Origin of the sequence: Peptoniphilus lacydonensis, from assembly GCF_900106515.1 — a bacterium.
In the GTDB taxonomy this organism is placed as follows: domain Bacteria; phylum Bacillota; class Clostridia; order Tissierellales; family Peptoniphilaceae; genus Peptoniphilus_A; species Peptoniphilus_A lacydonensis.
The window spans coordinates 356,222-369,827 of record NZ_FNWF01000003.1; the positions used below are offsets into that span (position 1 = coordinate 356,222).

The following is a 13,606-nucleotide window of genomic DNA, read 5'->3' on the forward strand; positions in this document are numbered from 1 at the left end:
TTACCTCAAATTTTTATACAATTTAAAAAATGCGAATCAAAGATCCGCATTAATCAAATAAACCCTTTAACTTGTCTAAAAATGTCTTTTTATGTTCTTCAACTTCTGTTTCAGTTTCTCTTAATTCTTCCAAAAGTTTCTTTTGCTCTTCTGTAACTTTTTTTGGAATAATTATATCTACTTTAAAGAACAAATCTCCTCTTTGATTTTCTCTATTGACATAAGGAACTCCTTCGCCTTTTAGCCTAAAGACTGTTCCACCAGTTGTGCCCTTTGGAATATCATAATCAACAAGTTTTTTTAGTGTAGGAACTTTAATTGTAGCTCCAAGAACTGCATCTGGATAAGATATTGGCACATTTAAATAAATATCGTTTCCTTCTCTTTTAAAGACTGCATCAGATCTAACTCTAATATAAACAAACACATCTCCATTTTCTCCGCCATTTTCTCCAACAGAACCTTGTCCTTTTAAAGAAATAATATTTCCAGAGTCCACACCTTTGGGAATTTTTACTTTTAATTTTTTGCTCTTCGAAACTTTTCCCTTACCATGGCAAACTTTACATGGCTTTTCAATTACTTCACCTGTTCCATCACATTTGTCACAAGTTGAAGTTCTAACAAATCTTCCAAAAGGAGTGTTTTGTTCTGAAGTAACTTCACCAGTACCATGACACTTGTCACATTCATGTTTTTCTGTTCCGGGTTCCATTTTGCTTCCGTGACAGTGTTCACATTCCTCTTGTACTTTTACAGAAATTTCTTTTTCAGCGCCAAAGATTGCTTCAAAAAAATCAAGTGTTACATCAACTCTAGTGTCAGGCCCCTTTCTAGGCATATCTTTTCTACTTCTAGAATCATATCGACTAGATTTTGATCCGCCAAAAATATCAAATATATCATCAAAAATATCAGAGAAGCCACCAAAGCCGCTTCCACCAGCACCCATATTTCCTTTAAGTCCTTCTTCTCCATAGACATCATAAATTTGTCTTTTTTCATCGTCAGAAAGAACTTCATAAGCATAGGAAATCTCTTTAAACTTTGCCTCTGCCACTTCGTCCCCTGGATTTAAGTCTGGGTGATATTTTTTTGCAAGTTTTTTATAGGATTTTTTTAAATCATCTTTGTTTGCATTTTTTTCAACTTCAAGAATCTCATAAAAATTTCTCATCTTCCACCTCAATAGTTTTATATTCTAATATAAATCGTAAAAAAAATAAAGCATATTTATTTTAGTTATTCATTAATTTTAAAACATAAAATATTACATAAAAAAAGTTGCAGCCGAAACTGCAACAATTTTATTTAATTATTATTCTTCGTCGTCATCTACAACTTCATAGTCAGCATCAACTACATCATCGTCTTGATTTGAATTATCTGCTCCAGTTTCTCCTGCTTGTTCTTGTTGTTGCTTGTAAATTTCTTCAGAAATTGAATAGAAAGCTTGAGTAAGTTCTTCTGTCTTAGATTTTATAGCTTCTAAATCTTCGCCATCTTTTACATCTTTAAGACCTTTAATTGCTTCTTCAATTTTATTTTTATCTGCATCAGAGATCTTTCCTTCAACATCTTTCAAAGTATTTTCTGATTGATAAATCATTGAATCGGCATTGTTCTTAGCTTCGATTAGATCCTTTTTCTTAGCGTCTTCTTGTGCATACATTTCAGCTTCTTTAACTTTCTTTTCAATTTCTTCTTCATTTAAGTTAGTAGAAGATGTGATTGTAATATGTTGTTCCTTACCTGTTCCAAGATCTTTTGCATTTACATTTACAATACCATTTGCGTCAATATCAAATGTTACTTCAATTTGTGGAACTCCTCTTCTTGCTGGAGCAATTCCATCAAGCGTAAATCTTCCAAGAGTAACATTGTCCTTTGCCATTTGTCTTTCGCCTTGAAGTACGTGAATTTCTACAGACGTTTGATTGTCTGCTGCAGTTGTAAAAACTTGTGACTTCTTAGTTGGAATAGTTGTATTTCTTTCAATAAGTCTTGTTGTAATATTACCCATTGTTTCAATTCCAAGGGAAAGTGGTGTTACATCAAGTAGTAATAAATCTTTTACATCTCCTGAAAGAACTCCACCTTGAATAGCTGCACCAAGAGCGACACATTCATCTGGGTTAATATCTTTTTGTGGTTGTTTTCCAGTTAATTTTTTAATACATTCTTGTACTGCTGGGATTCTTGTTGAACCACCAACTAAAAGAACTTTATCTATATCATTTGCAGAAAGTCCTGCATCTTTTAAAGCATCTTTAACAGGTCCTTCAGTCATTTTAACCAAATCAGCAGTAAGTTCATCAAACTTAGAACGAGTTATATCCATATTTAAGTGAAGTGGACCAGATGCTGAAGCTGTAATAAATGGAAGATTTATATTTGTTGACATTGTAGAAGAAAGTTCCTTCTTAGCTTTTTCAGCTGCTTCTTTTAATCTTTGAAGACTCATCTTATCAGCTTTTAAATCAACACCATTTTCTTTTTTGAATTCTTCTGCAATATAATCAATTAATCTATTGTCAAAGTCATCTCCACCAAGTTTATTGTTCCCACGAGTTGCGTGTACTTCAAAAACTCCATCAGAAAGTTCAAGAATTGAAACGTCAAAAGTACCACCGCCAAGGTCATATACCATAACAGTTTGTGCCTTGCCATCTTTATCTTCTCCATAAGCAAGAGCTGCTGCAGTTGGTTCATTTACAATTCTCTTTACATCAAGTCCTGCAATTCTTCCTGCGTCTTTAGTTGCTTGTCTTTGAGCATCTGTAAAATAAGCTGGAACAGTTATAACAGCTTCTGTAATTTTTTCTCCAAGATAGGATTCTGCATCAGATTTTAATTTTTGTAAAATCATTGCTGAAATATCTTGTGGTGTATAAGTTTTTGAATCTATTTTTACATTAAAATCAGAACCCATGTGTCTTTTAATTGAAGAAACAGTTCTATCTGGATTTGTTATAGCTTGTCTTTTAGCAGTTTCTCCTACTAATCTTTCGCCATCTTTTGTGAAAGCTACAACAGATGGAGTAGTTCTATTACCTTCTATATTTGGAATTATTACAGAGTCTCCACCTTCCATTACTGCTACTGCAGAGTTAGTTGTTCCTAAATCAATACCAATTATTTTTCCCATTTAAATTTCCTCCTAAATAAACTAAATTATTGTGAAACCTTAACCATTGCTGGTCTTAACGTCTTATCATCAATTAAATAACCTTTTTGTAAAACTTCAATTACATAGCCACTTTCATATTCATCAGAATCTTCAGTTAGCACTGCATGGTGATACATTGGGTCGAATTCTTCGCCCAGTGCTTTCATTTCTACTATACCTTCGTTCTTAAGAACATCAGTAAGTTGATCTTTTATCATTCTTATCCCGTCATAAGTTGAATCCTTATCACCAATAGAATCCATAGCTCTTTCAAAATTGTCAATAACAGGAAGTAAATCATTTACTATTTTTTTTACACCAAGTTCAACAAACTCAGATTTTTGAGTTTCAGTCCTCCTCTTATAATTTGAAAAGTCGGCTTGAAGTCTCATAAATTTGTCCATTAAATTTTTATATTTTTCATCTTCATCTGAAGCTTCTTCTTTTACTTCTTCAGAACCTTCTTCGTTTTCTATTTCTTCTGTTTCATCTTTTTCTAAATTTTCTTCATCTAAAACATCTTCTTTTTTTATATCATCATTTGTCATGTACTCCCTCACATTTCTTCTAATCCACTTTTAACAGCATCGCTAAAAACTTTTACGACTTTAACCAATCTCATATAGTCAATTCTAACAGGTCCAATAAGACCAATGCTCCCATAAATTCCATAACTTGTAGTAAAGGGTGCTCTTATAATAGTATTCTCTTTCATAAGATTGGCACTATTTTCTGAACCAATAATAACCTCAACATCACTTGTAAAGTTATCCTCTTTTAGAATTTGAAATAAACTATCTCTGTCCTCAACTAAATTCATAAAATCTTTAGCTTTCTCAAGATCTTTGTATTCATCAAAATTCAAAATATTAGTGAGGCCGTCATAATAAATCTCAATGGAAGATACTTTTTTATTAAAATTACTTGCAATTTTTATAATATTTGAAATAAAAGCTGCATGTCTTACCATATTATCAGAAAGAGAAATCTTTAACGATTCAATCTTATCAAAATCAATTCCTGAAACTTTCTCATTTAAAACTCTCTCAATATAATAAAAATCATCATTGGGAATATTTTCTATGTCTAGAAAATATCTTTCCATAACTCCTCTATCTCCTATTAAGACAAGGAGCGCAGTTTTTTCATCAATTTTTACAAGAGTGAGCCTTTTTATTTTTTTGTCAGCTTTTTCTGGTGCAATTAAATATGCAGTGCAATTGCTAATGCTGGCAAGTAAACTCACAGTGTTTTTATAAAAATCTTCTAAATTGCTTGAATTATATAAAATTTTATCCTTGATTTTAAGTGATGCTTCCATGTCGTGAAAAGTACTAAAATTTTTAAAAATTTCATCAACATAAAATCTATAAGCCTTGTCGGAAGGAATTCTTCCTGCTGATTGATGAGGCTTATTTAAAAAACCAAGGTCTTCAAGATCTGCCATTTCATTTCTTATAGTCGCAGAACTCACTCCTAGATTGTACTCCTTGGAAAGAGTTCTGGAACCGACGGGAGTAGGCATATCAATATATGCTTCAATTATGGCATTTAAAATATTCATTTTACGATCATCCATAATTTTCCTCCTTTTTGTTAGCACTCATTTGTATCGAGTGCTAACTTACATATATAGTACTCCCTCCTTGTAACTTTGTCAAGGAATTTTAAAATTTTTTTTATTTTATCTTTCTTTTTCTAAATCAAAATAAATTTCTTACAAAAATTAAATTCAAATTTTTTAAAATACATTTATTTATTAAACTTAAAAATTTTTCCAATCTTCACTCTCTTTGTGTTAAAATTAATATTTGGAGATGATTACTTTGAAAAAAAATGAAACACTATCCTTTGTTCTTACAATTGTAATTGCAGTTTTAATTGCACTTTTTGTTAGAAACTTTATTTTTAATATAGCTGTTGTAAATGGAGAATCTATGAATCCAACTTTAAATGAAAAAGACAAATTAATTTGCCTTTCCTATAAAAGATTTAAAGATCTTCCTCGTGGTGAAATTGTTGTAATTGATGCACCCAATGATAGTAGAAATTATATCAAGAGAATTATAGCAAAAGGTGGCGACACTATTGAATTTAAAGATGGAAAAGTTATTTTAAATGGAAAAGTCCTAGAAGAAAATTATACTTCAAGTGATTATACTGAGTCCTCAATAGAAAAATTAACTCTCAAAGAAGATGAGTACTTCGTTATGGGCGACAATAGACTTCCTAAGATGAGCGTTGACTCCAGATACTTCGGCCCAATTAATAAAAAAAGAATTAAATCTGCTGCTGTATATAGAATGTTCCCTGTTAAAGACAAAGGATCCCTTGAACTTGAAAGTAAAAATAAAAATTAATAAAATTTTATATTTATTTAATAGATAAAATCCCCTAGAACTTTGGAGGTATAATTTGAGAAATCAAAAAAATATTAGAAATTTTTCAATAATTGCACATATTGACCACGGAAAATCTACTCTTGCCGACAGACTTATTGAATCTACAGGAATGTTAACAAAAAGAGAAATGGACGAACAAGTCTTGGATTCAATGGAACTTGAGCGTGAGAGGGGAATCACAATTAAACTAAAGGCAATAAGACTTATTTATAAAGATGACAGAGATGGAGAAGAATACATTTTTAATTTAATAGACACTCCTGGTCATGTTGATTTTAACTACGAAGTTTCCCGCTCTCTTGCAGCTTGCGAAGGTGCGATTGTAGTTGTTGATGCTGCACAAGGTGTTGAAGCACAAACTCTTGCCAATGTATATCTTGCCATTGATCAAGATCTTGAACTTGTTCCAGTAATAAATAAAATTGATCTTCCAAGTGCAAGACCTGATGAAATAAAAGAAGAAATAGAAGATATAATTGGAATTGAAACAGAAGGCATTCCTCTTATTTCTGCAAAAGAAGGGATAGGAATAGAAGATGTGCTTCATGAAATTGTGGATAAAGTTCCTGCACCAAGTGGCGATCACGATGCACCTCTAAAAGCACTTATTTTTGATTCCATTTACGACTCTTACAGAGGTGTAGTATGTCATGTTAGAATAATTGATGGTTCTGTGAAACCTGGCGATGAAATACTTATGATGGCAACTGGAAAAACTTTTGAAGTAGTAGAAGTTGGTGTGACATCAAATGGTCATATAGCCCTTGACTCGCTAAGTGCTGGCGAAGTTGGTTATATAACAGCTTCAATTAAGAATGTAAAAGATGCAAGAGTTGGCGACACAATAACTCTTAAAAATAATAAAACTTCAGAACCAATGCCTGGCTACAAAAAAGTTGTTCCAATGGTATTCTGCGGGGTCTATCCTGGCGAAGGAGAAGAGTATAATAACGTCCGTGAAGCATTAGAAAAATTGCAAGTAAATGATGCAGCCCTTGACTTTGAGGCAGAAACTTCTGTCGCTCTTGGTTTTGGATTTAGGTGTGGATTCTTGGGACTTCTTCACATGGAAATTATTCAAGAAAGGCTTGAAAGAGAATTTAATTTAAATATTGTCACGACAGCCCCTTCTGTTATTTACAATGTTATGAAAAAAGATAGAACAATGATTTCTATTCAAAATCCATCAAATCTTCCTGACCAAAATGAAATTGAATACATGGAAGAACCAATTGTAAAAGCAGAAATTATGACACCAACAGATTACGTAGGTCAAGTTATGGAGCTTTGCCAAAATAGGCGTGGTATCTTTAAGGATATGCAGTATCTCGAAGAAACAAGAGCACTTATAACTTATCACATGCCACTAAACGAAGTCATTTACGATTTTTTTGATGCTTTAAAATCAAAAACTCGTGGCTACGCATCCTACGATTATGAATTAATTGGCTACGAAAAATCTGATCTTGTAAAACTTGATATCCTAATAAACGAAGAACTCGTAGATGCCTTCTCATTAATTGTCCATGAATCAAATGCCTACACTCGTGCAAGAAAAGTCTGCGAAAAATTAAAAGATGTAATTCCAAGGCACCAATTTGCAGTGCCAATTCAAGCTGCCATAGGCAACAAAATTATTGCAAGGGAAACTATTCGTGCCCTTAGAAAAGATGTTCTTGCAAAATGTTATGGCGGAGATATTACGAGAAAAAGAAAACTTCTTGAAAAACAAAAGGAAGGAAAAAAGAGAATGCGTACTGTTGGAAATGTTGATATTCCACAAGATGCTTTCTTGTCAGTTTTAAAATATGATGAAGAAAAATAAGATTTCGATTTATATTCACATACCATTTTGCGAGAGTAGATGTCACTATTGTGACTTCTGCTCTTCTCTTTTAAATAGAGAAAATGTTGAAAAATATTTTTTATATTTAGAAAGAGAAATAAAATTATATGAAAATTTTTTAAAAAATAAAATAATTGACACTATTTTTATTGGAGGCGGAACCCCAACTTCTGTTGATGCAAAATTTATTGTGAGGATTTTAAAAATTTTAAAAAATTTTGAATTTTCAGAAAATATTGAAATTACCATTGAATCAAATCCAAATTCTCTTACAAGTGAAAAGACAAAAATTTATTTTGAAAGCGGAATTAATAGAATATCTATTGGTGCTCAATCCTTCAACGACAAAATTTTAAAAGAAATTGGAAGAATTCACAAATCTTCTGACATTTATAATGCAGTTGAAAATGCAAAATCTGCTGGATTTAAAAATATAAATTTAGATCTGATGCTTGCACTTCCTCACCAAAAATTTTCTGATATAGAAAAATCAATTAATTGCATAGAAGAACTAAAAATTCCTCACACATCTTATTATTCACTAATTTTAGAAGAAGATACCCAGCTTTACGAAATGCATAAAAAAAGTCCTCTATCTTTTCCCACAGAAGATGAAGATAGAAAAATGTACCATTATATGACTTATTCTCTTTCAAAATTAGAGATAAATCAATATGAAATTTCAAATTTTTCCAAAAATGGATATGAGTGTAGACACAATTTAAATTATTGGAAACTAAAAGATTATATTTCCTTTGGATTAAGTTCTTCATCTAGTGTTGGAAATCTTAGATATACAAATACTTTTCATTTTAAAAACTATTTCGACTCAATAGATAAAAATGAAAAACCAATAGATTTTTTTGAAAATTTATCAAAAAAGGATCGAATGAACGAGTTTATAATGATGGGACTAAGACTCAACTGTGGGATTAGCTTAGATGAATTTGATTTAAGATTTGAAGAAAATTTTATAAGGTTCTATAAAAATGAAATTGAAAAAAATATCGAATTAGGATTAATTGAATTAAAAGAAAATAGAATTTATTTAACAAAAAAGGGACGAGATTTATCAAATCAAGTGGAGCTTAATTTTTTCAGATAAAGTAAAAATAAGAGGTAGGTAAATCATCTACCCCTTTATCTTAAAAAAAAAGAGAGAAACTTTCCCGGGAAAATTTCTCTTAGTTAGCCATTTCAGCTGTCTTATCATTTAACTTCTTAGCTAGTCGACTTAGCTTTCTAGAAGCTTGATTTTTATGAATTATATTTTTATTAGCAGCTTTCTTTAATTTTTTATCTGCAACGATTAAAAGTTCCTTTGCATCATCAATTCTATCTTCATCAATAGCTTTATTAAAATTTCTAATTGCATTTTTCATTTCTGTTCTAACTGGTTTATTGTTATCAGAATTTCTTTTTGCTACATCAATTCTTTTAATTGCTGATTTTATATTTGCCATTATTTCACCTCCACAATTAACGCTTTTGCTATTTTACCACGAATTTACATTGATTGCAAGGGCATTTTTAACATCTGTGAGAGAAATTAAAATCATTGCAATACTTAATTACCAAAGTTTCCATAATAATTTTTTCGTCAATAGAAGATGTTTTTAACATTTGGTCTGCATCTATAAGTTCTTCATAAAAGTTTGTCAAAAATTCTTTAGTAAAATTTCTATGTGTGCTTTGAATTTTTCCATATTCATATTTTTTTACGTCCATTTTTCTAATAATTTCGCTTTGACTCATTTTCTTTACTGAAAGTATTTTGTAGGAAAGAAAATTTTTAACTTGCCTAATTATCATTGTAAAAATTTTTAAACTTGGCTCATTTAATTTGTATAGATTATTTAACTCAATTATTGCTCTTTCGCTATTTCTATTCATCATTGCATCTAAAAATTTAAAAATATTTGAGTCAATATTTTCTGTAATTGACTTTTCAATATCATCTCTTTTTATTCTCTTTTCACCTGAAAGAGAAACGATCTTATCCATTTCCGTTTTTAAATCTAAAAGGCTCATGTCCTCATTTTTAGAATTATAACCACTTTCTGCAATAAAAAAAGAAGTTTCACTTGGCCCTATTTCTTTGCCCTTTCTTATAAAATATCCCTTTACAAAATTATTTAAGTCCACTTGGCTCAATTTTCCAAACTCTATGTCCCTATCTTTTTTCTTAAATTCTTTATAAAATTTTGTAGTCTTTTTTATATTTGCAGTATCCCAAAAAATTAAAATTACAAAATCAGAAATATTGTCCAAAAAATCGTAAAATGAATTTTTAATATTGTTTTCACTTAAAAAATCGCAGACATCACGCACAATCACAATTTTTTTCTCGTTCATGACAGGATAAGTTTCGCAAGCAGATATTATATCCTCTGGTTTTACCTCTGAGCCTTTAAATTTTGTATAATTAAAAGCTTCTGTACCCTTTACATATTTATTTATCAAATATATCACTGCATTTTCAATTAAATATTTTTCTTTGCCATAAAATAAATATGCACCACTATGCTCTTTATCTTTGTAAATCTTTTTGTAATTCATAATTTTCCCTCGCTACCATATAAAGTAAAATTGTATTTAAAACCACAAGACAAAAGTAAAATTTATAATCTTCTTTTTCTAATTTTTTCTTAACATTTAATTTACTTTTATAAATTTTAAAATCAATTTCACCATCTCTCGATGTGACATAATATATAATATCATGTTTTTTAAGCTTATCTAAAGTTTCTTTGTGCGGATGTCCATAGGAATTATGTGCTCCCGCAGAAATAACTGCATATCTTGGACTTGTATTTTCCAAAAATTTCTCGCTTGTGGAAGTTTTTGAACCATGGTGAGAAACCTTTAGCAAATCTACCCTCGTATTTATTTTTTCTTCAACATCTTTTGAAATGTCGCCAGTATATAAAGTTTTAAAACCTTTGTGACTTAAAAGAACCACCATGGAATTGTCATTTTCATTATTCCTATTTTCCTTATCGGACAAAATTTCAGCATAAGTGTCTTCACAAATTTTTACTTTGTCACCCTTTTCAAGCATTATTATTTTTGAAAACTTAGATGCATCTCTCAAAATTTCTCTATCTTTTGGCAAGTGATTTATAAAAATATTATCTATCTCATAATTTTTCAATAATTTGCTTAAATTTCCACAATGGTCTTCATCAAAGTGAGATATAAAAACTCCATCAATTTTTGAAATTCCAGCATTATTTAAAGCGGAAAACAAATACTTTTCTGCAATTTTATTTTCAAATCTTGCACCTCCTGTGTCTACTAGATAATTTTTTCCACGAATACTTATAATTGTGCAGTCGCCTTGATCCACATAAATGTGCCTTTCATTATAAGTATTGTAATCTTTTAAAACGCCAAGAACTGCTACAAAAAATACAAAAATTAAATAAATTTCTATAACCTTTAAATTTGGTCTTATTATTTCTTTTAATTTATTTCTATTTAAAATTGCAATCAAAATCAAATAATATATAAAAATATACTCCAATTTAAAAAACTTTAAAGATAAAAAAATACTCCCTTTTGAAGAAAAAATACTTTCAATCCCATAAGTTGCATCCATTAAAATATTTAAAAATTTTCCAACAGATGGAAAAATTCCAAAACCCATTACGAATCCAAAAGAAATTATAACAAAATAAATTGGCACAATTAATAAGTTTGCAATAAAAACTAAAATGGAAACTCCATAAAAATAATAATTTAAAATTGGAAAAAGTGAAATAAGTACAGAAGCCGTACAGACAATTGATTTTGTAAAAATACTCTTACTAGAGAGCTTACTAATTAAAGCTGGAAAAATAAAGATAATCCCAAAAATTGCAGTATATGACATAATCAGTGAAATAGAATAAATTGCCATTGGATTTATAAATAAAATTATACCAAGACTTGTGAAAAAAACTTTTTTAGGCGTAAAATCGATTCTCATATAAAAATTTGCTTTATAAAGTATATAAAATAGAAAAGCACGAATTGCAGATATTGGAAGCCCTATTGAAACTATGTAAAATAAAATTATTGCCATCACAAAAATATCTGTCAACTTCTTGTTTTTTGTAATTTTTAGAAAAATAAAATTTAAAAATACAGCAAGAACACCTATGTGAAGACCAGATACAGCCAAAATATGATTAATCCCAAGTGTATCGAAATTTTCTATATCTTCATCTTCTAAAAAAGACTTGTCTGCAAGAACAACTCCCTTTAATAAATTTGAATTTCTCTTATTTAAATTTTTGTCATAAATATTTTTTGATCTATCTATAAAAAAGTTTGAAAATCTGTAAAAAGAATTGGCATCATAAACTTTTTTAATGCTTTCAATTTTTCCAAGAGAATAAATCCCCTGAGATTTATAATTTTTTTCAAAATCAAAATTACCATAATTCATTGCAGGAAGTGGAGAATTGTAATTGCCTTTGATCTTATAATTTGCCCCTCTATCTAGCTTTTCATAAAACAAAATTTTAGTTCTATATTTTTTCCCATTAATAGTATCAGTTCTAAGAATAGATTTATTTTCCTTTGCATATACAACTTTACCTGTTACTTCTCCTGAAAAATCCTTTAATTTATAATCTCTAAAACTAAAATTTAAAAATACTAAAAAAATAATTAAGGGAAATATCAAAAACTTTTTATCCACTTTATTAATCAAAATAAAAATGGAAATTAAAATTAAAATAATTGAAATTATCCAATAAGATTTTATGTAAATTGAAAATAAAATTCCCAAAATTACTGCAAAAAATAAATACATTATGACCCCTCTTTATTATATATCTTTTTAAAGCGTGAAGCCACGAAATATGATAATATATTACAGGAGGTAATTATGAATTCTAAATACAAAAATCCTTACAAAAAAAATTACAAATTACAAATAATTGATAAAATAAATCGCAATGGTATAAATTATGGAAAAATAGAAGATGTTCCTTTCTTTTTAGGAAATGAAAAAGTCTGTGGAGATGAAGTGAAAATAAATGGAAAACCTATAGAATTTTTATCTGGCAACAGGAGTTATATTAAGCTTTTAGAAGATAAAGACTCAATAGAATTAGAAATAAATTGGAAAAACAGGCTTTTACTCATGCAAGAAAACTTGGGAAACGCCCTTGTTAGACATTTTTTAAACGCAAACACAAATTTTAAAATTTTAAATTACAAAGTTAATAGAAATTCATCCTACATTGACATTGAAGCAAAAGACTTTAAATTTATGACAGTAAAAAATCTTGAATCTCTAGTAAACTATGCAGTTTTTTCAAATCTTGAAATCACAAATTATGAAGATCACATTTCTATAGAAAGGCTTGCTAATATAGAATACTTCGGCCCATCTCTAAAAAGAACTGGTGAAATTGGAATTGTGCTTATAACTTCTGTTGACAAAATAAATTCGGCAATAAGGCTCAATATTTTTTCAGGAGAAAATGGCTACAAAATAGCAAGAAATTCGCTAAATCTTTTAAATAATATTAAAATGTATTTAAATAGTGACAGTATCGAAGATGTTTTTTCTGATATAAAAAAATTAAAATCAAAAAATTTATCTAGAGAAAATAACTTTGCAAAAGACAAAAATCTTGAAAAAGCTCAAAAAGTTGAATCTTTAGAAAAACTTCCTAAAACTGAAAAACTTCCTAAACTCGAGAAAATTTTTGAAAAAGAAAAAAATAATACAGACTCAAAGGAAAATGAAATTCCTACAATTAAAGACTTTAGAAATATTAAAAATAACACTTCTCCTGAAAAATCTCCACTATTTTACCAAGTAGTAGAAAGTTTCAAAAGATACGCCACAGAAGTTTCTGGAATAAATTACATCTACAAGATTTTAAAAGACGTCAATTTAAAAGAATTAAGAGAAATTTCAAATCACATATTAAAAGAAGAAAATTACATCCAAATTTACGGACTTCAAAATGGAAACAGGTCAAAGATTTTAATTCTACGTTCTCAAAATCTAAACTTTGACTTGAAGAAAATTTTTAAAAAATTAAAAGAACATTTTGAGTTTACAGGAACTGGAAATATGTTCACGTTAGAACTAGAATGCAAAGAAAAAGACATCACTAGAATAATGGAAAGTTTTTTAATAGAAATAAAAAGAGAAGTATAAATATGAATTAAACTGAATCCCCG

The 13,606-nt window shown here is 29.2% G+C and carries 11 protein-coding genes; 4 read left to right on the forward strand and 7 right to left on the reverse strand.

Annotated elements, in window-relative coordinates:
- Positions 1–49: 49 nt before the first annotated feature.
- From dnaJ to hrcA, 4 genes are all read right to left on the reverse strand, one after another.
- Positions 50–1,177: a molecular chaperone DnaJ gene (gene dnaJ / locus BQ5450_RS03430; protein WP_010244830.1), complete on the reverse strand. Its 1,128-nt coding sequence runs from the start codon at positions 1,175–1,177 to the stop codon at positions 50–52.
- 141 nt (positions 1,178–1,318) lie between these two features.
- The gene (gene dnaK, locus BQ5450_RS03435; RefSeq protein ID WP_071125988.1) at positions 1,319–3,148 is read right to left on the reverse strand and encodes a molecular chaperone DnaK; all 1,830 of its coding nucleotides are present in this window, start codon (positions 3,146–3,148) and stop codon (positions 1,319–1,321) included.
- Positions 3,149–3,174: 26 nt separating this feature from the next.
- Positions 3,175–3,717 (reverse strand): nucleotide exchange factor GrpE, encoded by a 543-nt coding sequence (grpE, locus tag BQ5450_RS03440; protein ID WP_010244837.1) that lies wholly within the window; start codon positions 3,715–3,717, stop codon positions 3,175–3,177.
- An 8-nt stretch (positions 3,718–3,725) separates the two neighbouring features.
- The gene (hrcA, locus tag BQ5450_RS03445; protein ID WP_071125989.1) at positions 3,726–4,748 is read right to left on the reverse strand and encodes a heat-inducible transcriptional repressor HrcA; all 1,023 of its coding nucleotides are present in this window, start codon (positions 4,746–4,748) and stop codon (positions 3,726–3,728) included.
- Positions 4,749–4,986: 238 nt separating this feature from the next.
- Here hrcA and lepB point away from each other — a divergent pair, with 238 nt between their 5' ends.
- From lepB to hemW, 3 genes are read left to right on the forward strand one after another with little or no spacing between them, the layout of a single operon-like run.
- A complete protein-coding gene (gene lepB, locus BQ5450_RS03450) occupies positions 4,987–5,529 on the forward strand; it encodes a signal peptidase I (protein ID WP_234346991.1) in 543 nt (180 codons plus the stop codon).
- 55 nt (positions 5,530–5,584) lie between these two features.
- Complete coding sequence (gene lepA, locus BQ5450_RS03455; protein ID WP_071125991.1) at positions 5,585–7,396, forward strand: translation elongation factor 4; 1,812 nt, start codon at positions 5,585–5,587, stop codon at positions 7,394–7,396.
- On the forward strand, positions 7,383–8,522 hold the full coding sequence (gene hemW / locus BQ5450_RS03460; RefSeq protein ID WP_456107062.1) for a radical SAM family heme chaperone HemW: 1,140 nt from the start codon (positions 7,383–7,385) through the stop codon (positions 8,520–8,522). Before lepA ends, hemW begins: the two co-directional genes overlap by 14 nt.
- A gap of 79 nt (positions 8,523–8,601) precedes the next feature.
- On the opposite strand, the gene rpsT is transcribed toward hemW, so the two are convergent.
- The 3 genes from rpsT to BQ5450_RS03475 all read right to left on the reverse strand — a co-directional run bounded on the left by rpsT (position 8,602) and on the right by BQ5450_RS03475 (position 12,218).
- Positions 8,602–8,880 carry a 30S ribosomal protein S20 gene (rpsT, locus tag BQ5450_RS03465; protein ID WP_010244851.1) on the reverse strand — a complete coding sequence of 93 codons (279 nt, stop codon included), beginning with the start codon at positions 8,878–8,880 and terminating at the stop codon, positions 8,602–8,604.
- Positions 8,881–8,947: 67 nt separating this feature from the next.
- The gene (gene holA, locus BQ5450_RS03470) at positions 8,948–9,976 is read right to left on the reverse strand and encodes a DNA polymerase III subunit delta (protein WP_010244854.1); all 1,029 of its coding nucleotides are present in this window, start codon (positions 9,974–9,976) and stop codon (positions 8,948–8,950) included.
- The gene (locus tag BQ5450_RS03475; protein ID WP_071125993.1) at positions 9,948–12,218 is read right to left on the reverse strand and encodes a DNA internalization-related competence protein ComEC/Rec2; all 2,271 of its coding nucleotides are present in this window, start codon (positions 12,216–12,218) and stop codon (positions 9,948–9,950) included. The genes holA and BQ5450_RS03475 overlap by 29 nt, the downstream gene beginning before the upstream one ends.
- Positions 12,219–12,293: 75 nt before the next feature.
- Here BQ5450_RS03475 and BQ5450_RS03480 point away from each other — a divergent pair, with 75 nt between their 5' ends.
- Positions 12,294–13,583, forward strand: coding sequence for an alanyl-tRNA editing protein (locus BQ5450_RS03480; RefSeq protein WP_071125994.1), 1,290 nt, complete (start codon positions 12,294–12,296; stop codon positions 13,581–13,583).
- Positions 13,584–13,606: the final 23 nt, after the last annotated feature.

What these genes read in the sequence shown, in the direction of transcription:
- dnaK (WP_071125988.1), bottom strand. Translation starts at nt 3,148, where the DNA reads ATGGGAAAAATAATTGGTATTGATTTAGGAACAACTAACTCTGCAGTA.
- dnaJ (WP_010244830.1), bottom strand. Translation starts at nt 1,177, where the DNA reads ATGAGAAATTTTTATGAGATTCTTGAAGTTGAAAAAAATGCAAACAAA.
- BQ5450_RS03480 (WP_071125994.1), top strand. Translation starts at nt 12,294, where the DNA reads ATGAATTCTAAATACAAAAATCCTTACAAAAAAAATTACAAATTACAA.
- hrcA (WP_071125989.1), bottom strand. Translation starts at nt 4,748, where the DNA reads ATGGATGATCGTAAAATGAATATTTTAAATGCCATAATTGAAGCATAT.
- hemW (WP_456107062.1), top strand. Translation starts at nt 7,383, where the DNA reads ATGAAGAAAAATAAGATTTCGATTTATATTCACATACCATTTTGCGAG.
- rpsT (WP_010244851.1), bottom strand. Translation starts at nt 8,880, where the DNA reads ATGGCAAATATAAAATCAGCAATTAAAAGAATTGATGTAGCAAAAAGA.
- lepB (WP_234346991.1), top strand. Translation starts at nt 4,987, where the DNA reads ATGATTACTTTGAAAAAAAATGAAACACTATCCTTTGTTCTTACAATT.
- BQ5450_RS03475 (WP_071125993.1), bottom strand. Translation starts at nt 12,218, where the DNA reads ATGTATTTATTTTTTGCAGTAATTTTGGGAATTTTATTTTCAATTTAC.
- grpE (WP_010244837.1), bottom strand. Translation starts at nt 3,717, where the DNA reads ATGACAAATGATGATATAAAAAAAGAAGATGTTTTAGATGAAGAAAAT.
- holA (WP_010244854.1), bottom strand. Translation starts at nt 9,976, where the DNA reads ATGAATTACAAAAAGATTTACAAAGATAAAGAGCATAGTGGTGCATAT.